Source organism: Gordonia asplenii (assembly GCF_012933505.1).
Classification (GTDB): Bacteria; Actinomycetota; Actinomycetes; order Mycobacteriales; family Mycobacteriaceae; genus Gordonia; species Gordonia asplenii.
Genome location: NZ_JABBNB010000030.1, coordinates 66,966 through 87,545, shown reverse-complemented (window position 1 = coordinate 87,545; position 20,580 = coordinate 66,966). Strand labels below are relative to the sequence as shown.

Sequence of the window (20,580 nt, the reverse complement as noted above, 5' to 3'; positions counted from 1 at the left end):
AGACTGCCCTGGCCCCACGGATTGTCGGATGAAATTCCGCTCGGGTGCGGTCTACGACGTTTGGCGCCGACGTCGGTGCAGGTCGGTTCCGGTGATCGCGCGGATGTCCGCCAGGATCGCGGGCCAGTTGTGCAGCACGTCGTGGTAGTCGACGCGGATCACCGGCCAGCGTCCGATCAGCGCCTTGCGATCGCGTCGGTAGTCATTTCGGCGCAACGTCGGCGAGCCGTGGTGCTGGGTGGAGTCACACTCGATGATGAGACGCCCGACCAGGAGGTCGACCCGCCCGACGTCGGCGATATAGGGCTGCACTTGCACGTGAAAGTTCAAGGCGCGTAATCGAACTCGTACGATCGACTCGGTGCCCGCCTGTGCGCGGCCGTCGCATCGGTCGAGCATGTTGCGCACCCATGCCGGAGTGATACCCCACACGTCGTCGAGCTCGGCCATTGTGACTTTGCCCTGGTTGAGGGCACTGTCGACGGCGGCGATCCAATGTTCAGGGGTCATGCAGCGGGCCGCGCACGCGAGTGCGACCGGGATCGCGTCGACGGCGTCCGGCGTTGCGGGCACCGGCCCGAACATATGGCAGTGCCGTATTCCGTCGAGTTCGCCGTGTTTGCTCTTGCGCACGTGGATCTCGTCGTCGTAGCCGGGCGCGATCCACAAACCGTGCCTGATCAGTGCGGTGACACAACTCGCGACTCCGCCGGTGCGGACTGCTGCGACGACGGCGGGATCCGCGCCGGGCGTCGCGTACCAGCCATGGCGCAATCGCTCGATGACGCCGGCGTCGGCGGCCGCGTCGATCTCCCGATACGTCGAGTGGAACTTGCGGATGAACTGTCGGGCGCGATAGACGCCGGGGGTGAGTTGTGTGTCCATGGATATTGGACGCGCGCCGACACGGTGTGGATCCCGTCGCTCAGCGATCTGTGGATAAGTCGACCCTCGTGCACGGGGGGTGTGGATAGTCGGATTGAGCGCGGCGTCGATGCCCTACCGCGAAAATCGTCCGACTGTCCGTACGCCGGGGGCAGCCTGCCCTTCCCGCCTCACTACTCGGACGATTTTCGCCGCCGCCGGGCGCCGAAACCGGCCTCACCAGCACCTATGCCACATTGGCCAAACCCTCTGGCCAACTTGTCCAACGTGCGCACTTCTTTCGGGTGCGTCACATCACATTCTGATGAGGACGTGATTACCACCTCGCCGGAATGGAGCGGACATGATCGCAGCGAGTGCACTCCACGCGCCTCAGCTCATCGCCAACAGCCAGATGCTCTACCTCGTGTGGACCGCCGAAGACCTCGACGCCGTTGCGGCGCTGGTCCCCGAGGGACTCACCGCACGCGCCGACGGCGCGGTCTTCATGAATCAGTACATCGTCCCGACCGCTGAGCAGACGTCCAACGGTGCGGAATCGGTCGACGCCTTCGGTGCGTACGGCCTGACCTACCTCGGCGTCGACCTGGCCGGCCTCGATACCGAAGCCGGTGTCCCGGCGCGCTGGTGGACGCACTACTTCAACAGTTCCGAGTCGATGAATCGCTATGCGGCGCAACGTGGAGTGCCGGCGTCGGGCGGTGCCACCGAACTAGAGGTCAGCGCCGACCGAGTGGTCGCGACCACCTTCATCGACGGCACCCCGACGATCCGTACCGTCGCCCGCATCGACGACTCTCCGCTGACCCGCGCCACCGGACAACTGCGCTACATCACCCGGGACCCCGCGAGCGCCGACTACGTCAGCGGCCGTTACCCGTTCGTCGCCGACAACGCCGGCGGATTCGTCGTGGAGTCGCTGGAGTTCCTCGATCCCAACCACGACGTCTACGCGCTGCGTCCCGCGCAGCCGCTCGACGTCACCTTCGGCTTCTACTCACCCGACATCACCTTCTGCTATCCGGGCGGCGAAGGTCCGCTCGGCAGCGTACACGGCAGCTGAACCTCAATCCCACAACAAGATTCACCGCCAATCAGCCCCAGGAAAGGCGAAAGCAATGGCATTGCTCGAACGCAGTGAGTGGTACGACCTCGCGCGGACCACGGAATGGACGCCGACTTACATCACGCCCGATGAGCTGTTCCCGCCGGAGATGTCCGGCGGCGAGGGTATCCCCGACGAGGTGTGGTCCACCTACGACGAACCGTACAAGGTGAGCTTCCGCGAGTACGTCGACACACAGCGCCAGAAGGATGAGGGCGCCTACTCGGTGAAGGCGGCGCTCGAGCGCGCCGACCTGTACAACAAGGCCGACCCGGGCTGGATCTCCATCCTCAAAGAACACTACGCCGCGGTCGCACTCGTGGAATATGGTGCGGCACTTCAAGAATCACGCTTCGTCCGGTGGAACAAGGCACCCGGCATGCGCAACATGGCGACCTTCGGGATGCTCGACGAGATGCGTCACGGCCAGATCCAGCTGTTCTTCCCGCACGAGTACATCGCCAAGGACCGCCAGTTCGACTGGTCGCACGAGACGATGTGGACCAACAACTGGGTAGCGCTGGGCGCCCGCCACTACTTCGACGACATCATGATGACCCGCGATTCGGTGGAGACCTCGATCTACGCCAACTTCGCCTTCGAAACCGGCTTCACCAACCTGCAGTTCATCGGCCTGTCCGGCGACGCCGCGAACGCGGGCGACTTCACCTTCTCCAAACTCATCCAGTCGATCCAATCCGATGAGGCGCGCCACGCGCAGCTGGGCACCCCGCTGCTGCAGATGCTCATCGACAACGGCCAGAAAGCCAAGGCGCAGAACCACATCGACGTCTCGTTCTGGCGCTCCTACCGCTTGTTCACCATTCTGTCGGGCATCCCGATGGACTACTACGTGCCGCTCGACGTCCGGGAGAGCTCCTTCAAGGAGTTCATGCAGGAGTGGATCGTCACCCAGTTCATCAAGTCCATCGAAGACCTCGGGCTGTCCAAGCCGTGGTACTGGGACATCTTCATGGCCGACCTCGACGAGCATCACCACGGACAGCACCTGGGCACCTACTCGTGGCGCCCGACGCTGTGGTGGAACCCGGCCGCCGGCGTGAGTCCCGAGGAACGCGACTGGCTCGAGGAGAAGTACCCCGGATGGAACGACACCTTCGGCAAGGTGTGGGACGTCCTGATCGACAACTTCGCCAACGGTCGCGAGGACAAGACGGTGCCCGGCACGCTGCCGATGGTCTGCAATGTCTCGCAACTGCCGATCGTCGGCACACCAGGAAAGACGTTGCGCGACATCAGCATCGTGCACGACGACCGCAAGTACCACTTCGCCTCCGAAGTCGACAAGTGGATCTTCGAGCAGAATCCGCAGCGCTACAAGCACCACAAGAATCTCATCGACCGGTTCCTCGGCGGCGAGATCGAGCCGGCCAACCTCGACGGCGTGCTGGAGTACATGGGCATCGGCGTGGTCAGTGCCGGCGGCGACGACGCGCACAACTACTCGTGGGTGGACCGCTACCGCGGCGCCACCGAGCTGGCCGGCTGAGACCAAGGAGAATCCCATGGCACTGTTTCCCATCTCGTCCCACTTCCACGGCGATTTCGTGTTGAAGCTGGTCCCCGTCGACACCGAGAACACGATGGACCAGGTGGCCGCCGCGGCCGCTGAGCACTCGGTCGGCATCCACGTTCCGGATCAGCCCGGCAAGGTGATTCGCGCACGGCGACAAGGTGATCCGGAACCGTTTCCGCGCGACATGCTGCTCGCCGACGCCGGTTTGGCGCCCACCGACACCGTCGAGTTCTATTTCAGCGAGGCATAGTGATGACCGACAGCACCACCCCGCCCATCGCCGATCCGGTCGGCCCCGTCGTGCAGGCCGGTGAACTCGCCGACGCCGTGGCCGCGGCCGCCGTCATCGACAACGAAGGCAGCCGCGTAGACATCCGCAACCGCGGATCGTATGTCCGCGTCGAGGTCGACGGCGGGGAATGCATCCTGCGCCGCTCCACGATCGAAGAAGAACTCGGCCGCCCGTTCCGGATGCGCGACCTCGAAGTCTCGATGCCGTCGTTCGTCGGCCGCATCGAGACCGGCACCGAACAGATCCGCTTCTACCTCGCGCACCGCGCGTGACCTGACCAGAGGACTCACCATGAGCACACCGACATCGTTGCGGCCGCAGAAGACGTGGAGCCACTTGGCCAAGCGTCGCCGCAAGCCGAGCGAGTACGAGATCGTGTCGACGAATCTGTTGTGGCACACCAGAGATCAGGAACAGCCCTGGGACGTCGCGCACGACGGTTACATGGCCGACTGGTACCGCAAGTACCGCAATCAGAGCCCGATCACCCATGAGGACTGGGATGGCTTCCGGGACCCCGACGAGCTGGTCTACCGGACCTACAACATCCTGCAGGACGGCCAGGAGACCTACGTCGAGGGACTCTTCGACCAGCACAACCTCGAAGAACACGACAAGGGACTCGACCCGGCGTGGGTTGCCAGCCTCGCCCGGCTGTACGCGCCCGGCCGCTACCTGCTGCACACCTCGCAGATGGCCAGCGCCTACCTCGTCCACATGGCTCAAGCCAGCACGATCAGCAACTGTGCCGCCTTCCAATCCGCCGACCAGTTGCGGCTGCTGTCGCACGTCGCCTATCGCACAGCCGAACTCGCCAAGACCCACCCCGACGTCGGGCTCGGTCGTGACGAGCGCCGGATCTGGGAGCAGGACCCGGCCTGGCAGCGGTTCCGCGAGTTGATGGAATGCGTTCTGGCAACCCGAGATTGGGCTGAGGCGTTCGTCGCGCTGAACCTGGTGGCCAAGCCGGCGATCGACGAGGCCTTCTTCCGCCAGCAGGCGGTCAGCGCCCGCAGGCATTCCGACACCCTGTTCGCCCTCGTTGCCGAAGCCGCGCTGCGCGACAGTGAGCGGTCACGTCGCTGGTCGGCGGAACTGGTGCGGCACATGGCCGCCAATCCGTCGAACGTCGCGGTCATCAACAAATGGCTCGACCGCTGGATCCCGTTGGGCGACGCCGCCATCGACGCATTCTGCTCGGAGCTCCCGGACAACCCGGATGCCTCGGCGCGCGCAATCGCCGCCGCGGCGGCGTTCCGCAGCCAGCTCCCGCTGGGAAGCTGAGATGACCAGCCTGGACGGAGCGGCACTCACGCGGGTCGGTCACCGGGTGACCACCGACGATGGACGCAGCTTCGACTGCCCCACCGGCGACACCCTGCTGCGTGCCGCCCTCCGGGCCGGGGTCGCCGCGACCTACGAATGCAACAGCGGCGGATGCGGAACGTGCAAGTACACCCTGAGCTCCGGATCGGTCCACCAACTCGACCCCGACGCCCCCGGTCTGACACCCCGCGACAAGCGCAAGGGCAAAATGCTTGGCTGCCAATCGATTCCGCTCACCGATTGCGAGGTCTCCCTCGTGGCGGGCGAGGCGTGGTACGACGGGCACACCCCGCCCCGCCACCTGCGTGCGCAGGTGACCGACGTCGCGAGCCTCACCCACGACCTGCGGGAGGTCACCCTGCGGACCGACGGTCCCGCCGACTTTCTGCCCGGTCAGTTCGCGATGCTCAGCGCCGACGCCGTTCCCGTTCACCACGGGTCGCCCGGCGACGCGCCGCGTCGACTCGAACGCGCCTATTCGATGTCGAATCTGCCTAACCCGCAGGGGGTTTGGCAGTTTCAGATCAAACGGGTACCGAACGGTGCGGTGTCGCCGATCTTCGTCGACCGCCTGGCCCCAGGTGACACCGTCACCATCGACGGGCCGTACGGCCACGCGCATCTGCGCTCGACCGAGCGCGACGTCGTGGTGGTGGCCGGTGGCTCGGGACTCGCGCCGATGGTGTCGGTCGCGCGTGGTCTGGCGGCTCGCCCCGACGCGGCCCGGCGTCGGCTCGACTTCTTCTACGGAGGCCGCGGCGCGCAAGACATGTGCGCGGGTGCATTCGTCGAAGAGGTCAGTGCCGCACTGCATTCGGCGACGCTCGTCGAGGCGGTGTCGACGCCGGCGGATGCCGCCGACGACGGCTGGACCGGCCCTCGCGGATACATTCACGAGCTCATCGGCTTCGACTCGCTGCCCGACCTCGCCGACCGCGAGATCTACGTCGCCGGACCACCGCCGATGACCGACGCCGTGGTCCGCATGCTCGTCCTCGATCTCGGCATCTCCACCGACAACATCCACTACGACAAATTCTTCTAGGAATTCTCATGGCATTCGAACTCGTCACCAATCTCGACGACCTGTGGGAGGGCGACATGGACTCCTTCACCGTCGGCGACAAAGAGATCCTCGTCGCACATCTCGACGGCGGCGAAATCATTGCGACACAGGCGATCTGCCCCCACCAGCAGATCGAACTGGTGGAGGGAGAACTGGTCGGCAACTCGCTGACCTGCAAGGCGCATCTGTGGCAGTTCGACCTGCCGACCTGCAAGGGCATCAACCCCGGGCACGCCGAGCTGGCCAAATTTCCGGTCAAGGTGGACGGCGACGACATCTTCGTCGACCCCGACGGCGACACCCCGCGCGTCGCGCACTCCTAGGCTTCTCAGCGAAAAGAGGTTTCCCACAATGCCTTTCGTCCGCATCGACTGGTTCCCCGGTCGCACCCTGGAACAGAAACGCGAGCTGGTCGCGACGCTGACCCCGCAGATCGCGCGCATCGCCGACTGCAAACCGGAGACCATCCAGTTCATCTTCACCGACGTGACCCGGGAGGACTGGGGACGCAACGGAAAGTTGTTCTGCGACTTCTACGAATACGAAAACGACCCGAAATGACCATCCGACCACCGATGCCCGTTGGGGCGTCGAACACAAAGAGGTGAAAGATCATGGTGTCCCTTAACTCCGATATGGGCGAGGCCTTCGGCATCCATTCCTTCGGCAACGACGACGCGCTGGTCGCGTTGATCGATACCGCCAACGTGGCGTGCGGATTCCACGCGGGTGATCCCACCGGGATCCGCGAGACGGTGGAGAAGGCGCTCGCCGGCGGCGTGACCGTCGGCGCGCATCCCGGGCTGCCGGATCTCGTCGGCTTCGGCAGACGCGAGATGAAGCTGTTCCCCGACGAGGCCGCCGACATCGTCCGCTACCAGGTCGGCGCGCTCGTTGGATTCCTCAAAGCCCAAGGCGCACAACTCGATCACATCAAGCCGCACGGATCGCTGTACGGAATGGCTGCCCGTGACGCCGAACTCGCCGAAGCGATCACCGCCGTCGCCGGCGACTACGGAGTCCCGGTCTTCGGCATCCCCAACTCCGAGCACGAGAAGGCCGCGAACAAGCTCGGCGTGCCGTTCGTCGCGGAGTTCTACGTCGACCTGAAGTACACCGCGGACGGCGGGCTCATCGTCGCCCGACGCCCCCACGCCACCCCGGTCGACGAAGCGATCGAACGCGCGCGTCGGGCACTCACCGACGGTATCGCGACCGCGGTGACCGGTGAGGAGTTCCCGATCCGGGTCGACTCGATCTGCGTTCACTCCGACACCCCCAACGCCGTCGAGATCGCCACCGCGGTTCGTGCGGTGCTGTCGTCGGTCGGCGCGGCGGCTTGAGCCGCTGATCGTCAACAACGTTCCAGCCCAACGCTTGAAAGGCCACATCGCTATGGCGCAACACCAGATCGCTTCGCCGCTTCCGGGGGTGTTCTATCGCTCGCCCGCACCGGGAGAGCCGCCCTTCGTCCAGGTCGGAGCCACCGTCACCGCCGATCAGACCGTCGGTCTGGTGGAGATCATGAAACAGTTCACCGACGTCAAGGCCGGTGCCGATGGTGTGCTCGCCGAGTTCGCCGTCGACGACAACGCCATGCTCTCGCCAGGCGACGTGGTCGCGATCATCGAAACCGATTAGGAAGCATCGTCATGCGTAAACTACTCATCGCCAACCGTGGCGAGATCGCGGTCAGAATCGCCCGTGCCGCAAGGGAATTGGGTATCGCCACGGTGGCGATCTACAGTGACGCCGACGAGCGGGCCGAGCACGTCCGGGTGGCCGACGAGGCGGTACTCGTCGGACCGGCACCGGCGCCGGCCAGCTACCTCAACGTCGACGCTGTGATCGGAGCGATCCGCAGCAGCGGCGCCGACGCCGTCCACCCCGGGTATGGATTCCTTTCGGAGAACGCCGATTTCGCGCAAGCGGTGATCGATGCCGGAGCCACTTGGGTGGGACCGGCCCCGCAGGCCATCCGGGAGATGGGCGACAAGGTGGCGGCGCGAAAGACCGCGGCCGCAGCCGGAGTGCGGACGGTTCCCGGGTCGGCGGGTGAGATCAGCGGCGTCGCGGAGGCGGTGGAGGTCGCCGCGGAGATCGGCTATCCGCTCGCCATCAAGGCAGCCGCCGGCGGCGGTGGACGCGGCATTCGGATCGTCGACTCCGCGGAAGACCTGGCGGCGGCGATCTCCACGGCGCAGGCCGAAGCCCGCACGGCGTTCGGAAGCGCGGCGGTGTATGTCGAGCGCTTCGTCCCTCGGGCTCGTCACATCGAGGTGCAGGTGTTCGGCGACGGTGAGCGCGCGGTGCACCTCGGCTTGCGGGACTGCTCGATGCAGCGGCGCAGGCAGAAGGTCGTCGAGGAGGCGGGTGACCTCGGCCTGCCCGCGCACATCGTCGATGAAATATCTTCCGCGGCAGTTCGATTGACGTCGAGCGTGCGGTATCGCGGCGCGGGCACCGTCGAATTCCTATACGACGAAGAGCGCGTCGACTACTACTTCATCGAGATGAACACCCGCATCCAGGTGGAACATCCGGTCACGGAGATGGTCTATCAACGCGACTTGGTCGCGGAGCAACTGCAGGTGGCGGCCGGAGAGCCCATGTCGCTGCTCCAGGGCTCCCTGGTGCCCAACGGCCACGCCATCGAGATCCGGCTCAACGCCGAGAATCCGGAGATGAACTTCTTTCCGAGTCCCGGAACCATCAGCCGCTGCGACATGCCGGGTGGACCGTTCGTGCGGATCGACAGCGGAGTCAAGACCGGGTCGGTGGTGAGCCCCTACTACGATTCGATGCTCGGCAAGATCATCGTGTGGGGCGCCGATCGGCCGACAGCGCTGGCTCGGATGCTGCGGGCATTGACGGAGCTGCAGATCGAGGGCATCGTGACAACCGCGGGATTCGTCGAATCAATCTTGCGCACAGATGAATTCGCCGCTCGCGACTTCCACACCACGTGGCTGGAGGCCTGGATGACCGAGCAAGCCGCACTGAAGGCAGGAGCAGCGTGATGAGTGGTCAGGCGGCACCGCAATTGGCGCCGGCGCCGCTGGGCGAGGCTCGCTACTCCTGGGGCGCCGACGAGCACCTCGTCGTGCAGATCGCCGAAGCGATGTCGTTGGCGGCGTTCTTCCGGGCCGGAGCGATCAGCTCTCAGCTCGCCGAGCGCAACCTCGACGGCATCCTCGACATCTGCCCGGCGAATGCCTCGCTGCTCATCCGATTCGACCCGGATGTGTTGGCGCCCAGCGAGTTAGAGGCCGTCGTGCGGGCGATCGAAGCCGACGTGGCGCAGACGGAGAATCCGTCGATCTCGACGCGAATCCTGGAGATCCCGGTCTGGTATGACGACCCCTACACCAACGAAGTCGGAGCGAAATTCCGCGACCGCCACCAGCGGCCCGAGGGCAACGACCTCGAGTATGCGATGGCCGAACTCGGACTGGACACCGTCGACGAGTTCGTGCAGCGCCACAGCGCGACGCCGTGGATGGTGTCGATGGTCGGCTTCGTCGCCGGGCTGCCGTTCATGTTCCAGATGACCGATCTGCAGTTGCAGATCGAACTCCCCAAGTACTTGCGGCCGCGTACCGAGACGCCGAAATTGACTGTGGGACATGGTGGTTGCTTCGCCTGCATCTATTCGGTGAAGGGGGCCGGCGGCTACCAGATGTTCGGGCTGACCCCGCTGCCGATCTTCGATCCCGCGCAGGAGCACGGGGTGTTCGCCGAGTCGATGGTGCTGTTTCGGCCCGGTGACATCGTCAAGTTCCGCCCCGTCGGCGAGGCCGAGTACCGCGAGTTGGCGGCCGCCGCCGAGCGCGGCGACGACGTCTACCGCATCGCGCAGGTCGACTTCGCGCTAGACGAATTCCTGGCCGACCCCGACGGCTACAACACCCGACTTCTAGGAGCCCTCGATGTCCGTTGACGTGATCGAACCGGGTCTGGCGACAAGCGTTCAGGACCGCGGCCGCTCGGGCGCCTACAACGTCGGAATACCGCCGTCGGGGGCGCTCGACCAATCGTCGGCGATGATGGCGAACCTGTTGGTGGGCAACCCGATTGACGCAGCCGTGCTGGAGGCGCCCTACCTCGGGCCCAAGCTGCGCTTCACGTCGTCGACGACCGTCGCGGTCACCGGTGGCCGGGCCAAGGTTCTGATCAACGGCGAGGAGATGGCGTCGTGGGAGTCCATCCCGGTGCACGCCGACGACGTGCTCTCCTTCGGCTTCATCGAGGCAGGTGCGCGACTCTACATCGCGGTGTCCGGCGGCTTCGACGTCCCGCCGGTACTCGGCTCGCGGTCCACCTACACGCTGGGCGCATTGGGCGGTCTCCACGGACGGCCGCTCGTCGCGGGTGACGTGCTGCCGACCGGCCCGGCGTCGAGCTACCGGCATCGTCGGGTGGAGGAGAAGCTGCGGCCCGCGTTGGGCAAGGCGGTCGAACTGCGAATTGTGTTGGGCCTCTACGACTATCGGCTCACCGATGGTGCCCGGGATACGTTGCTCAGCGCCGAATGGGGGCTCACGCCCGTCGCCGACCGCACCGGATTCCGCTACGCCGGACCGAAACTCGACTTCGTCGAACGCGAACAGCCCTTCGGGGCGGGGTCGGATCCGTCGAACATCGTCGACGCCGGCTATCCGATCGGGTCCATCCAGATCCCCAGCGGCTCCGAACCCATCATCCTGCACCGCGACGCCGTCAGCGGCGGAGGCTACGCGATGGTCGGGACGGTCATCAGCACCGACATGGACCTGGTAGGCCAGTCGGCACCGTCGACGATCACGAAACTGACCGCGGTGACGCTCGACGAGGCCGTAGCCGCGAGAGCCGAACGGCGACGCCGGCTCGCAGCGGCGGCCGAAAAGATGGGGTAGAGGTCGAGCGGCCTCTGCTTCCCTCGCTCCCCGAGCAGGCGCGCTGCCGATGGGGTGGCGTCGACCCTGGCAATTGGGCAGAACAGGGCCCCGCGCTGCGCGTCCACCGTGGTCGCTCGGCTGATTGCAATCCGTCCCCACACCGTGGCCGAGGGAGCCCGCCCCTCGCCACACCTGACCGGACCGATTGCAATCAGCCCCTCACCGAACGGCGCCCAACCTCCGCGGATCCAGCTCGAATTCCAACCGTTCGTCGAGGGCCAGCGCCTCGGCATAGGTCACTTCGCGGAAGCGGATCGTGTCGCGTCCCGGACGCACCTGCCCGACCTTCCACAGCGCACAGCGCGGAACTGTCGCAACCACGGCGAAACCGCCGGAAGTGTTGCCCTCCATGCCGATTATCGTCAGTACGTCGCCGGTGGCGAGCAGTGCGCCCACCGGGTACGCCTGGTCGAGCACGTTCGACGGGTGCCCGCCCGCGACAGTCACTTCGGGATGCGCCCACGCGAATCGATGCGGATGCAAGCGCGTCGCTACTCGGTCGGAGTTGAGGTCCACCCGCCACGTCGTGCCCACCAACTCGGCCCAGTCAGTCTCGGTCAAATAGTCGGGATAACAATGCGGCCCCGCGACGATTTCCAGCTCCCAGTCGGTGGTGAACCGTGGTCGCAGGGCCTCGGGAAGACGGCGCGGCGTCGTCGACGACGCCGGGACGGCACTGATCACGTCTCCGCGCACCAACGCACGACCCTCGATGCCGCCGATTCCCGCGATCAACGACGTCGTCGTCGAACCGTAGACCGGCCGCACGTCGATGCCACCGCGAACCGCCAGGTAGGAGCGGTATCCGACGGCACCGGAACCGTCGACGCGGACCGTCGCCCCGACCGGCACCAACACCGTCTGCCACGTCGGAACAGTCGCCGAGTCGACGCGTACCGTGACCCCGTCGGGCGCGCACACCGCGATCTGGATGTCTGTCAGCGCCACGAGAGTGAGCGCGAGCTTCGGGATCTCCAGCCCCGCCGCCGACGCCGGGTTGCCGACCAACGCATTGGCCGCCCGGAACGTTCGCTGATCCATCGGGCCGGCGGGAAAATAGCCGTCCGCCGTCAACCCGACGCGCCCCGGATACGACTGCACCGTCGTCTGCAGGCCGGGATCGACCACCTCGAATGCTGAGGCGCTCATGGGATAGCCACCGAAGACGCTGCAGCGGTGCGTATTTCGCGGATCTCCACGGACTCGGCGTCGTAGCGTCGCACCCGATCGACATGCTCGGCGACCACGAAATCCTCGTCGACGACGGCATGCCGGTACCGGCCTTCGACGGCTTGCAGTCGCAACTCCATCAGCTCCGCCTCGGTGACCTGCTTGAACCGAACCCGATCACCCGGCCGGAACAGGTGGCGGTCGTGCGGGGTGATGTCGGGATCGTCGGGCCGGTGGCTCAGATGCAGCGGCAGCGTCCGCCCGAAGAGTTGATAGCTGCCCGGCACCTCCATCGGATACAGCACGACGCACGGTCCGCCGATCCCGACGGCGCCCTCCGCGGTCCACATCCGCGCCGGGTTGTACTTCGGGACCGAGATCTGCGTGCGCGGGTCGAGGGAGAACAGCGATGGCAGACCCGGGAAGTAGCCCATGAAGGCGCACCACCAGGTGGCGTCGAGGAAGGTGGCGATGAACTCGTCACGGTCGGCAAAACCGTTGTAGCGCACGATGTAATCGATGTTGTCACCGTCGGAGACATTCGGTGCGTCGGGGCGCGTCGTCTGCCGATAGCGGTTGACCGCTTCGCGCGTCATCTCGTCGTCGAAGGCGATCGGCAAGGTCAGCAGTCGGCTCGGCAATACCAGCGAATTCTGGTCTGGCGCCGACAATTCGCGGTTGTTGAGCTCGGAAATCAGTCTGGCCCTGCTGATTTCGCCGGGGTCGAAAGTGATCAGCAGCGAACGGAAGCCGGGCGCCGCCGCGACGACGCCGTGGATCGGCGCGTCTCGCAGAATCTGGGACAGTGCCTGAACCCGGAAGTTCAGCCCGACGTCGACGCTCATCGCGCCGTATTCGATGAGCACTTGGCGGTCACCGGCCTGACTGATCGTCACCGACGGTCGATGTCCGCCGGGATCGAGGCTGCTGAGTATCGCTGGATTGGTCACGGGACTCCAGTTTCTCCCTACGACGAGTGTCATGCGTCGATAACATCGATATTTACCATGCCCATCTCAGATGCCAACCGTGCAATGCCGCCGATCGGCGGCACACGGTGACGGAATTGTCCTCTGCGACAACGAGTCCAGAGCGAATCACGCGTGCGGTTCGAGACCTCGTGCGCACAGCGGTCGGCGCGCAGGGACCGCGCGGCATCGCCGAGCGGCTCAGCAGCGCGGTCCGCGGCTGGGTGTTGTTGATCGACGCCGACGGTGGCCTGCGCGCGGCGGTGCCGGAGAGTTCGCGCACGTACCTGGCCCGGATTCTCACCGAGCTGCCCCGGACCGGGGTCCCGCGCGCGCCGCTCGCCGCGGCCATCTCGCTGCCGGGCGAGTCGGTGTCGATCACGTCGGTGTCGGTCGCCGGGCGGGTCCGTGGCTACATTGCCGTCGGCCGGACGTCGAATCTCAGCGCGGCCGAACACACTTTGGTGGAGACCGCGACATACCTGATCGCCGAGGACCTGCGCCGCGCCGACGAGATCCGGCAGGCGGCGCGCAACAATCGGCACGCGGTGCTTCGACTGTTGCTCGGCGGCAACGCCCGCGTCGCCCGAACCACGGGTGAGATACTGCGAGTCAAAGTTCCCGACGGCCCGGTGCGTGCGGCGGTGCTGACCACCTCCCGCGAGAACGCAACCGAATTGCTGGAGGCCGTCGAAGAGGATCAAGCCCTGCGTCGCATCGACACCGTCAGTGCCGCGTTGCGGCCCGGACGGGTCGCCATGATCCTGCCGACCGCCGAAGGTGACTTGCGCACCATCGAATCCATTCTGCGTCGCGTCCCCAATTGCCGTGGCGCAGCGAGTGATCCGGTGTCCGTCGACGACCTCCCCGACGCCTGGCGGCGCGTCCGCGCGGTGCTGCAAGCGGCGTCCGACGAGCCCGGCCACCTGTATCTCGCCAGTGACGTCTCGGAAGCCGGACTGCTCCGCCACCTCGGCGGCGACGACGTACGAGCGTGGGCGCAATCGGCCCTCCTTCCGGTCGCGAATCTGACGAGCGGATCCAAAGTCGACTTCACGTCGACGCTGCGTACCTTCCTGGCCAACAACGGACAGGCCGACGCATCGGCGTCGGCGCTCGGCATTCACCGCCATACGCTGCGATATCGGATGACCAAGATCGGTGAAGCTCTCGGCCGCGACCTCGACGATCCGACGGTACGCGCCGAGCTGTGGCTGGCCCTCAAGCTCGAGTAGATTGCTTGTCCGTTGGTTGAGTTGAGCTCTCTGCTGGTTGAGCCGGGCCGCAGCGTTACCCCGCTGGTTGAGCCGGGCCGCAGCGTTACCCCGCTGGTTGAGCCGGGCCGGAGCGTTACCCCGCTGGTTGAGCCGGGCCGGAGCGCTAGCGAAGGCCCGTGTCGAAACCACGCAAGCCGACGATGTCAGCGCACCAAACACCTCGCGACAGTTGGCAACTCGTCTCACCGTGGTTTCGACACGGGCGCGTTACTTCGACTCGCTGCGCTCGCTCAGCACGGCGCTCGCTGCGCTCGTCGGGCCCGGCTCAACCAGCGGGGAGTTGCGTCTCGCTGCGCTCGTCAGGCCCGGCTCAACCGGCGGCGGAACTAAGTGCTCAGATATTTCGGCAGATTCTGTACTGCCTCTTCGATTGCGGTATGGAAGGCGTCGGCCAATTCGGGCGGCTCGATCTCGGTGCTGTAGGCGACCAGCGTGCGTGCGGCGTCGATCTCGAAGACGTCGACGGTACCGAGATGATCGTCGATGGGCAGGTCGCCGTCGACGGCGCGGTACTGCATACGGCGCAAGCCGTCGTCGAGGGTGACGATCTCCTCGATCAGGGCGCTGCCGTCGGATAACACGACGGTGCGTCGACGCTGGTCACCGGTCGACGACACCATGCCGGGGAACCAGCGGCTGATGTTGGGAACGTCACGGATGACCTGCCATACCGACGTCGCGTCGTGGTCGAGCAGGATGGACGAGCGCAGGGGAGTCATGGGAAGTCCTTGTCGGGGAGTAGGTCCCCTCACTGTCGCGCAGCGGCGGACCCGGCGAACTGCGCACTTTGGACTATTGCTCGACACGACATTGTCCGAAGTGACCAGGCCCCGCCCGATCCCGATGTCGGATCGGCTATCCCTGGCTCCGGGGCTGGGTGTGCTCAGTCCACTGCCGGCCGTCGAACCAGCGCAGGAGTCGCGGATCGTCGGGCGCCGGGTACCAGCCGGGCGGCGTGGCCGGGTACGTCGCGGGTGTCGGCTGCGATTGCGACTGGCCGCGGGATCGGACGAGGAGAACGACAACGACGACGGATGCGACCAGTGCAACGAGGACGACCAGCATCAGCAGGACGTGCCACGGCGCGATGAAACTCATGTCAGGCGAGCTTACGCGTGTTTCATTACCCCGCAGGTAATCGACTCGTATCTGCGCGGGTCATACGGTCGAAGCGTCCCCAGCCATGAGGAGGCGCACATGCCCAGACCGCCCGTCGGCGTCAAACATCGACTGTTGTGGCTCGCCGTTCATGCCGACAAAGTCGGATCCGACGCCTACGTCGTTTACGCACTGGTCGTCGCGCCGCCGGTCCTCACGCTCGTCGACGACCCCGCCGTCCGGATCGCCGTCTGGCTCAGCCTGATCTTCGGCGCAATCGCGTTGGCCGCGTTGGGAATGTGCATGGCGATCGGGCTGGGCTTGGCGTCGCGCAACCCCGACGACATCGACTTCGACTGGTACCGAAGCCATTTCGAATCCGGTGTCGAGATACCGCCGACCTCGCACGTCCACGGGGACCGGTGATCTATCGTGACGACGATGACCACCGTCCACCCCGATGTCGGGTCGTTGGTGCGCGAATGGCGCACCCGACGCCGCCTCAGCCAGCTCGAATTGGGTTTGCGCGCCGACGTTTCCGCCAAGCACGTCAGTTTCGTGGAGACCGGTCGGTCGCGGCCGACACGTGAAATGCTGCTGAACCTCAGTGAACACCTCGATATTCCTCTGCGCGAGCGCAATGAGATCCTGCTCGCGGGTGGGTTTGCGCCGGCTTATCCCGAGCACTCGATCTCCGACGTCCCGATGGCGGCGGTAGCGTCGGCCATCAGTCAGATTCTCGGTGCGCACCAACCGAATCCGGCAGTCGTGGTCGATCGACAGTGGAGCATGGTCGATGCCAATCCTGCTGTCGGCCTGCTCATCGAAGGCTGTTCCGCCGAACTGCTCGAGCCGCCGGTGAATGTATTGCGACTGGCGCTTCACCCCGCCGGCATGGCACGACGGATCGTGAACCTCGGGCAGTGGCGCGCCCATCTCCTCGACCGGCTGCAGCATCAGATCGCGGTCACCGGAGATCCCAAGCTGGTGCGCCTGGCCGAAGAGCTTGCCGGGTACCCGGGTGCCGACCACGCCCGAGCGCACACGTCCGAACTCATCGTCCCGCTGCAAATCGACACTGCCGCTGGGCGGCTCAACTTCTTGTCAACGACGACGGTGTTCGGCGCACCGCTCGACGTGACCGTTGCGGACCTGGCGATCGAGGCGTTCTACCCGGCGGATGAGGCGACGCGGGCGACGTTGGCGACCGTGGGTGCCTGACCCGGAATACGGTTCGGGTGGATCGTCGCATCGCGTCGGCTCAACCCACGCACTCCGCGATTCTCTTCTCCCAGAACCGGCGCACCGGCTCCGACCCGCCCCGTTCCAGCGCGACTTCGTACGCACCAACGGCTTCGGCGAATCGTCCCGACCTCCGCAGCAGATCGGCGCGGATACTCGGTACCAGCGGCGACGCCGTGAGCGATCGCTCGTCGTCGAGCGGTTCGAGCGCGGCCAGGCCGATGTCGAATCCGTCGCGAAAGCCAAGCGCCAGAGCTTGATTGGCACGCGCAATCGGCGAATCCGTCAGCTCCACGAGATGGGCGTAGGCCGCGCATATACCGTTCCAATCGGTGGTCTGCCAGCTCATCGCGCTCGCGTGATACGCCGCGATGATCGCCTGCGGCAGATAGATTCCCGACGCCCCCGCGGCCCGCGTCAATTGATCGCAGCCCGCCCGGATTCGCGCGCGATTCCATCGCGTCCGATCCTGCTCGTCGAGCGGAATCAGTGCGCCGGAGGCGTCGACCCGGGTATCACGTCGTGAATCATGAAGCAGCACAAGGGCAGACAGTGCATGGGCATCCCTATCCGCGGGGACCAGCGAGCAGAATTCGCCTGCCAGTCGCACCCCCTCGTCGCACAGGTCGTCCCGGATCGCGGACACTCCGGCCGTCGTCGAGTATCCCTCGGTGAACACCGAATAGATGCACGCCAGAACGTGGGCGGTGCGCTCGGGCAGTGACTCGGCCGAGGGCACTCGCAGCGGGATGTTCGCAGCGCGGATCTTAGCCTTCGCCCGGGTGATCCGTTGCCCCACAGCAGTTTCGGACTGGAGCAATGCTCGCGAGATCTCCGGGACCGTCAACCCGGACACCAGCCGTAACGTCAACGCCAACTGTGATCGTGGTTCCAACGCGGGATGCGCGCAGGTGAACATCATCCGCAGTTCGTCGTCCCGGACGAAGGTCGGCTCGGACGGTGGCCGGCGCAAGCTGGGATCGGTCACGGCGGTCAATTCCTTTCCGGCACGAGATGATTCACGACGGAAGCGATCGAGTGCCCGTCGTCGAGCGGCGACCAGCAGCCACGCTGCGGGCTCGTCGGGCAGTCCTTCTGCGCTCCAAGCCGCCACGGCGTCGGCGCACGCCTCCTGAACGGAGTCCTCGGCGACCGCGAGGTCGCCCGACCATCGCGCGATCGATGCGACGGTCGGGCCCCAGATCTGCCGGAAGACGAGCGTCAACTCGTCGAGACTCGCGGGTACGGTCATGCACCCTGCGCGGCGACGATGCTGGGCGACATCCCGAGCAGCCCACGGACTTCCACACCCGAGGCCGGAATGTGGCGGGCGATTTCGACCGCAGCCGCTTGATCGTCGGCACCGATGACGTAGAAACCGTTGGCCACCTCGGCACCTTCGATGTACGGACCGTCGGTGATGACCGACTTGCCGTCGCGAACGCGCACCGTCGTGGCCGTCGACGCTGGGTGCAAAGCTCCGCCTCCGTGCACATGCGTGCCGAAAGTCTCGCCGAAGACCTTGTGCTCGGCGACACTTGCCTCCCATTCCGGGCTGCCCGGGGTCCGGGTCTCGCCGGCGGGTTCACGCAGCAGTGCGATCCAGTGCGGGCCTTCGTCGGCGGCGATCGGGTTCGAGAACGCCATCGGCCACAGCTCGACGGCACCGTCGGTGGCCGCCGGAATCTGCTTGGCGACGTCGATCGCGGCATCGAGATCGTCGACGTCGAGCACGTAGAAGCCGCCCGCCACCTCGGCGCCTTCGGCGAACGGGCCGTCGGTCACGACGCCGCCGCCGACGATCCGAGCGCCGTCGCCGGCCGCTCCCAACGCGTCACCGGACGATAGCGCTGCTGCGTTCGCCGTCTGGAATGTCTGGTATCGACCGATCAGTTCGGCCATCTCGGCATCGGAGCGGGTGGTCTGGGGTCCGATGAGAAGTGCGAAGTAGTTCATGACAGTGACCTTCGTTTCCGTGGAGCGAACCGTGGCTGGTTTCACTCTCTACATGGTTGACGAACGAGGCAACCCGGATTCGACACGCGTCGGGAAAAAGTTTCTCGGCGGGTAGCGTGGGGCAGGTGACCTGGCACGGCGACGACCTCGACCTCGACGGATACCTCGCTCGGATCGGCGTCGACGCTGATCTGCGCCCAACCCCGACGACCCTGGCGGCGCTGCACCGCGCCCATACGACGTCGATCCCGTTCGAGAATCTCGAGATAATCCTGGGTCGACCCATCTCCCTGCAGCTCGCAGACCTGCAGGACAAGCTCGTTCGACGTCTCCGGGGCGGGTACTGCTTCGAACACGCGACGTTGTTCGCGGCGGTGCTGGCGCGGCTCGGGTTCCGTTTCACGGCACTCAGCGGTCGGGTCACGCTCGGCGCCGACGGCGTCCGGCCGCCGACCCACGCGCTGATCGTCGTTGAGTTCGACGACGGGCGCCGATTTCTCTGCGACGTCGGGTTCGGTCGCGGTCCCCTGGAACCGATCGAACTCGTGGCTGGACCCGAGACCGACCAGCAGGGTTGGCGACACAAATTGTCGGTCGCACCGCTCGGCTCCGACGCCGAGGTGTTCCACCCCGATCAGTGGACTCTTTGGCAGCGCGGCGACGTCGACGGCGAGGTGGGGTGGCTCGACCGACACAAGTTCACCCTCAACCCCCAGTACCCGGCCGACTGGGCGGTCGGAAATCATTTCGTGTCGACGTCGCCGCGGTCACCGTTCACGACGCGACCGTTCGTCCAGTGCTTTTCGGCCGACGTCCAGTACGTCCTCGACGGAACCGTCTGGACCACAACCACTCCCGACGGCGCGAGCAGCTCGCGCCAGGTGGCGATCGCCGACGTCCCGGCACTGCTGGCGGGCACCTTCGGCATCGACCTGCCCGACGAAGACGCCACCACGCTCGTCGAATGGATGCGGGAACACGGTTGAGCGACAACGTCATCCGAGTCAGCGCCGTGGTCATCAGGGATCCCGCGGGTCGTGTTCTGACGGTCCGCAAGAGGGATACCGACACCTTCATGTTCCCCGGCGGAAAGCCCGAGCCGAGCGAGACCGCGGCACGTGCGGCCATCCGGGAATGTCGTGAAGAACTGCGGATCGACATCGACGAGAGCTGTCTCCACGAGCTTGGGGTGGTGCGCACGCCGGCCGCCAACGAGCCGGGATTCGACGTCGTCGCAACGGTTTTCGTGTACGCTCCGCCGATCGATCCGGCCGTGTATCCAGTGCAACCCGCGGCTGAGATCGTTGAACTGCGCTGGCAGGCAACCGATGGCGCCTTCCCCGACGACGTGGCGCCGTTGGCCGTTCACGTCCTGTCGTCGACGGATTCCGGATTGACCGACGGCGGTGCCCTTTTCGCTGGTTGAGCAGTGGATTCATCGCCGGCAGGCGCTCTCCGCTGGTTGAGCCTTGGTTGAGCCTGGATTCACCGACGGTGCAACCCATTTCGCTGGTTGAGCCGTGAGGAGCGTTAGCGACGAGCGTGTCGAAACCACGGTGAGACAACGGATTTCGGTGAGTCGCGGCTGACCAGGACCGTAGCATCAGTGCGACCGTCGAATGCGCCTGTGGGTGTGCGGTTGGAGATGATCACCGCGAACGGACTGCGAGATGAACGGTCGCGCAAAACCTGTTGTGTCACCGCGGTTTCGACACGGGCGC

Annotated in this window: 24 protein-coding genes and 1 pseudogene; 18 read left to right on the top strand and 7 right to left on the bottom strand. The window is 65.8% G+C overall.

Translation table 11 applies throughout. The features are described 5' to 3' along the window. Window positions 1-51: 51 nt before the first annotated feature. The gene (locus HH308_RS23145) at window positions 52-885 is read right to left on the bottom strand and encodes a PDDEXK family nuclease (protein WP_170196616.1); all 834 of its coding nucleotides are present in this window, start codon (window positions 883-885) and stop codon (window positions 52-54) included. Window positions 886-1,228: 343 nt separating this feature from the next. Between HH308_RS23145 and HH308_RS23140 the strand changes: the two genes are divergently transcribed. From HH308_RS23140 to HH308_RS23080, 13 genes and pseudogenes are all read left to right on the top strand, one after another. Beyond that, entirely contained in the window at window positions 1,229-1,948 is a 720-nt protein-coding gene (locus HH308_RS23140; protein WP_170196615.1) for a hypothetical protein, read from the top strand. Between the two features lie 55 nt (window positions 1,949-2,003). Then, window positions 2,004-3,500, top strand: coding sequence for a ferritin family protein (locus HH308_RS23135; protein WP_170196614.1), 1,497 nt, complete (start codon window positions 2,004-2,006; stop codon window positions 3,498-3,500). Window positions 3,501-3,516: 16 nt separating this feature from the next. Further along, window positions 3,517-3,777, top strand: coding sequence for a toluene-4-monooxygenase system B family protein (locus HH308_RS23130; RefSeq protein ID WP_170196613.1), 261 nt, complete (start codon window positions 3,517-3,519; stop codon window positions 3,775-3,777). Window positions 3,778-3,779: 2 nt separating this feature from the next. Beyond that, on the top strand, window positions 3,780-4,091 hold the full coding sequence (locus tag HH308_RS23125) for an MmoB/DmpM family protein (protein WP_170196612.1): 312 nt from the start codon (window positions 3,780-3,782) through the stop codon (window positions 4,089-4,091). A gap of 19 nt (window positions 4,092-4,110) precedes the next feature. Next, the gene (locus HH308_RS23120) at window positions 4,111-5,103 is read left to right on the top strand and encodes an aromatic/alkene monooxygenase hydroxylase subunit beta (protein ID WP_170196611.1); all 993 of its coding nucleotides are present in this window, start codon (window positions 4,111-4,113) and stop codon (window positions 5,101-5,103) included. Window position 5,104: 1 nt separating this feature from the next. Beyond that, window positions 5,105-6,190 carry a 2Fe-2S iron-sulfur cluster-binding protein gene (locus HH308_RS23115; RefSeq protein ID WP_170196610.1) on the top strand — a complete coding sequence of 362 codons (1,086 nt, stop codon included), beginning with the start codon at window positions 5,105-5,107 and terminating at the stop codon, window positions 6,188-6,190. 8 nt (window positions 6,191-6,198) lie between these two features. Beyond that, the gene (locus HH308_RS23110) at window positions 6,199-6,534 is read left to right on the top strand and encodes a Rieske 2Fe-2S domain-containing protein (protein ID WP_170196609.1); all 336 of its coding nucleotides are present in this window, start codon (window positions 6,199-6,201) and stop codon (window positions 6,532-6,534) included. A 16-nt stretch (window positions 6,535-6,550) separates the two neighbouring features. Further along, window positions 6,551-6,772, top strand: a pseudogene (locus HH308_RS23105) (tautomerase family protein); the annotation flags it as partial. Between the two features lie 53 nt (window positions 6,773-6,825). Continuing rightward, on the top strand, window positions 6,826-7,554 hold the full coding sequence (locus HH308_RS23100) for a 5-oxoprolinase subunit PxpA (protein ID WP_211188760.1): 729 nt from the start codon (window positions 6,826-6,828) through the stop codon (window positions 7,552-7,554). A 52-nt stretch (window positions 7,555-7,606) separates the two neighbouring features. Continuing rightward, entirely contained in the window at window positions 7,607-7,852 is a 246-nt protein-coding gene (locus HH308_RS23095; RefSeq protein ID WP_170196607.1) for an acetyl-CoA carboxylase, read from the top strand. 11 nt (window positions 7,853-7,863) lie between these two features. Then, complete coding sequence (locus HH308_RS23090; RefSeq protein WP_170196606.1) at window positions 7,864-9,231, top strand: acetyl-CoA carboxylase biotin carboxylase subunit; 1,368 nt, start codon at window positions 7,864-7,866, stop codon at window positions 9,229-9,231. Beyond that, window positions 9,231-10,151: a 5-oxoprolinase subunit B family protein gene (locus HH308_RS23085; protein ID WP_170196605.1), complete on the top strand. Its 921-nt coding sequence runs from the start codon at window positions 9,231-9,233 to the stop codon at window positions 10,149-10,151. The genes HH308_RS23090 and HH308_RS23085 overlap by 1 nt, the downstream gene beginning before the upstream one ends. Continuing rightward, window positions 10,141-11,106 (top strand): 5-oxoprolinase subunit C family protein, encoded by a 966-nt coding sequence (locus HH308_RS23080; RefSeq protein WP_170196604.1) that lies wholly within the window; start codon window positions 10,141-10,143, stop codon window positions 11,104-11,106. The genes HH308_RS23085 and HH308_RS23080 overlap by 11 nt, the downstream gene beginning before the upstream one ends. Window positions 11,107-11,307: 201 nt before the next feature. Here HH308_RS23080 and HH308_RS23075 read toward each other — a convergent pair whose 3' ends face one another. Together HH308_RS23075 and HH308_RS23070 are read right to left on the bottom strand one after the other, a co-directional pair. After that, the gene (locus tag HH308_RS23075; protein ID WP_170196603.1) at window positions 11,308-12,297 is read right to left on the bottom strand and encodes a 5-oxoprolinase subunit C family protein; all 990 of its coding nucleotides are present in this window, start codon (window positions 12,295-12,297) and stop codon (window positions 11,308-11,310) included. Continuing rightward, window positions 12,294-13,268 carry a 5-oxoprolinase subunit B family protein gene (locus HH308_RS23070; protein ID WP_312870819.1) on the bottom strand — a complete coding sequence of 325 codons (975 nt, stop codon included), beginning with the start codon at window positions 13,266-13,268 and terminating at the stop codon, window positions 12,294-12,296. The genes HH308_RS23075 and HH308_RS23070 overlap by 4 nt, the downstream gene beginning before the upstream one ends. Window positions 13,269-13,438: 170 nt before the next feature. Between HH308_RS23070 and HH308_RS30535 the strand changes: the two genes are divergently transcribed. After that, entirely contained in the window at window positions 13,439-14,521 is a 1,083-nt protein-coding gene (locus HH308_RS30535; RefSeq protein WP_170196601.1) for a PucR family transcriptional regulator, read from the top strand. Window positions 14,522-14,889: 368 nt separating this feature from the next. Here the strand turns inward: HH308_RS30535 and HH308_RS23060 are convergent, their stop codons facing one another. Both HH308_RS23060 and HH308_RS23055 read right to left on the bottom strand, forming a co-directional pair. Then, window positions 14,890-15,282 (bottom strand): SRPBCC family protein, encoded by a 393-nt coding sequence (locus HH308_RS23060; protein WP_170196600.1) that lies wholly within the window; start codon window positions 15,280-15,282, stop codon window positions 14,890-14,892. Window positions 15,283-15,418: 136 nt separating this feature from the next. Next, window positions 15,419-15,661, bottom strand: coding sequence for a DUF2510 domain-containing protein (locus HH308_RS23055; RefSeq protein ID WP_246284786.1), 243 nt, complete (start codon window positions 15,659-15,661; stop codon window positions 15,419-15,421). A 99-nt stretch (window positions 15,662-15,760) separates the two neighbouring features. Here HH308_RS23055 and HH308_RS23050 point away from each other — a divergent pair, with 99 nt between their 5' ends. Then, window positions 15,761-16,087, top strand: coding sequence for a hypothetical protein (locus tag HH308_RS23050; protein WP_170196599.1), 327 nt, complete (start codon window positions 15,761-15,763; stop codon window positions 16,085-16,087). Between the two features lie 15 nt (window positions 16,088-16,102). Continuing rightward, on the top strand, window positions 16,103-16,882 hold the full coding sequence (locus tag HH308_RS23045; RefSeq protein ID WP_170196598.1) for a helix-turn-helix domain-containing protein: 780 nt from the start codon (window positions 16,103-16,105) through the stop codon (window positions 16,880-16,882). Window positions 16,883-16,922: 40 nt separating this feature from the next. Here HH308_RS23045 and HH308_RS23040 read toward each other — a convergent pair whose 3' ends face one another. Together HH308_RS23040 and HH308_RS23035 are read right to left on the bottom strand one after the other, a co-directional pair. After that, entirely contained in the window at window positions 16,923-18,155 is a 1,233-nt protein-coding gene (locus HH308_RS23040) for an RNA polymerase sigma factor (RefSeq protein ID WP_170196597.1), read from the bottom strand. Beyond that, on the bottom strand, window positions 18,152-18,859 hold the full coding sequence (locus HH308_RS23035) for a YciI family protein (protein ID WP_170196596.1): 708 nt from the start codon (window positions 18,857-18,859) through the stop codon (window positions 18,152-18,154). The genes HH308_RS23040 and HH308_RS23035 overlap by 4 nt, the downstream gene beginning before the upstream one ends. 125 nt (window positions 18,860-18,984) lie before the next feature. Between HH308_RS23035 and HH308_RS23030 the strand changes: the two genes are divergently transcribed. Further along, window positions 18,985-19,845 (top strand): arylamine N-acetyltransferase family protein, encoded by an 861-nt coding sequence (locus tag HH308_RS23030; protein WP_170196595.1) that lies wholly within the window; start codon window positions 18,985-18,987, stop codon window positions 19,843-19,845. Then, entirely contained in the window at window positions 19,824-20,285 is a 462-nt protein-coding gene (locus HH308_RS23025; protein WP_170196594.1) for an NUDIX hydrolase, read from the top strand. The genes HH308_RS23030 and HH308_RS23025 overlap by 22 nt, the downstream gene beginning before the upstream one ends. Window positions 20,286-20,580 lie beyond the last annotated feature (295 nt).

Bases quoted from the DNA above. Each gene is read 5' to 3' on its own strand.
- HH308_RS23145 (WP_170196616.1), bottom strand. From the start codon at position 885: ATGGACACACAACTCACCCCCGGCGTCTATCGCGCCCGACAGTTCATC.
- HH308_RS23140 (WP_170196615.1), top strand. From the start codon at position 1,229: ATGATCGCAGCGAGTGCACTCCACGCGCCTCAGCTCATCGCCAACAGC.
- HH308_RS23135 (WP_170196614.1), top strand. From the start codon at position 2,004: ATGGCATTGCTCGAACGCAGTGAGTGGTACGACCTCGCGCGGACCACG.
- HH308_RS23130 (WP_170196613.1), top strand. From the start codon at position 3,517: ATGGCACTGTTTCCCATCTCGTCCCACTTCCACGGCGATTTCGTGTTG.
- HH308_RS23125 (WP_170196612.1), top strand. From the start codon at position 3,780: ATGACCGACAGCACCACCCCGCCCATCGCCGATCCGGTCGGCCCCGTC.
- HH308_RS23120 (WP_170196611.1), top strand. From the start codon at position 4,111: ATGAGCACACCGACATCGTTGCGGCCGCAGAAGACGTGGAGCCACTTG.
- HH308_RS23115 (WP_170196610.1), top strand. From the start codon at position 5,105: ATGACCAGCCTGGACGGAGCGGCACTCACGCGGGTCGGTCACCGGGTG.
- HH308_RS23110 (WP_170196609.1), top strand. From the start codon at position 6,199: ATGGCATTCGAACTCGTCACCAATCTCGACGACCTGTGGGAGGGCGAC.
- HH308_RS23100 (WP_211188760.1), top strand. From the start codon at position 6,826: ATGGTGTCCCTTAACTCCGATATGGGCGAGGCCTTCGGCATCCATTCC.
- HH308_RS23095 (WP_170196607.1), top strand. From the start codon at position 7,607: ATGGCGCAACACCAGATCGCTTCGCCGCTTCCGGGGGTGTTCTATCGC.
- HH308_RS23090 (WP_170196606.1), top strand. From the start codon at position 7,864: ATGCGTAAACTACTCATCGCCAACCGTGGCGAGATCGCGGTCAGAATC.
- HH308_RS23085 (WP_170196605.1), top strand. From the start codon at position 9,231: ATGAGTGGTCAGGCGGCACCGCAATTGGCGCCGGCGCCGCTGGGCGAG.
- HH308_RS23080 (WP_170196604.1), top strand. From the start codon at position 10,141: ATGTCCGTTGACGTGATCGAACCGGGTCTGGCGACAAGCGTTCAGGAC.
- HH308_RS23075 (WP_170196603.1), bottom strand. From the start codon at position 12,297: ATGAGCGCCTCAGCATTCGAGGTGGTCGATCCCGGCCTGCAGACGACG.
- HH308_RS23060 (WP_170196600.1), bottom strand. From the start codon at position 15,282: ATGACTCCCCTGCGCTCGTCCATCCTGCTCGACCACGACGCGACGTCG.
- HH308_RS23055 (WP_246284786.1), bottom strand. From the start codon at position 15,661: ATGAGTTTCATCGCGCCGTGGCACGTCCTGCTGATGCTGGTCGTCCTC.
- HH308_RS23050 (WP_170196599.1), top strand. From the start codon at position 15,761: ATGCCCAGACCGCCCGTCGGCGTCAAACATCGACTGTTGTGGCTCGCC.
- HH308_RS23045 (WP_170196598.1), top strand. From the start codon at position 16,103: ATGACCACCGTCCACCCCGATGTCGGGTCGTTGGTGCGCGAATGGCGC.
- HH308_RS23040 (WP_170196597.1), bottom strand. From the start codon at position 18,155: ATGACCGTACCCGCGAGTCTCGACGAGTTGACGCTCGTCTTCCGGCAG.
- HH308_RS23035 (WP_170196596.1), bottom strand. From the start codon at position 18,859: ATGAACTACTTCGCACTTCTCATCGGACCCCAGACCACCCGCTCCGAT.
- HH308_RS23025 (WP_170196594.1), top strand. From the start codon at position 19,824: ATGGATGCGGGAACACGGTTGAGCGACAACGTCATCCGAGTCAGCGCC.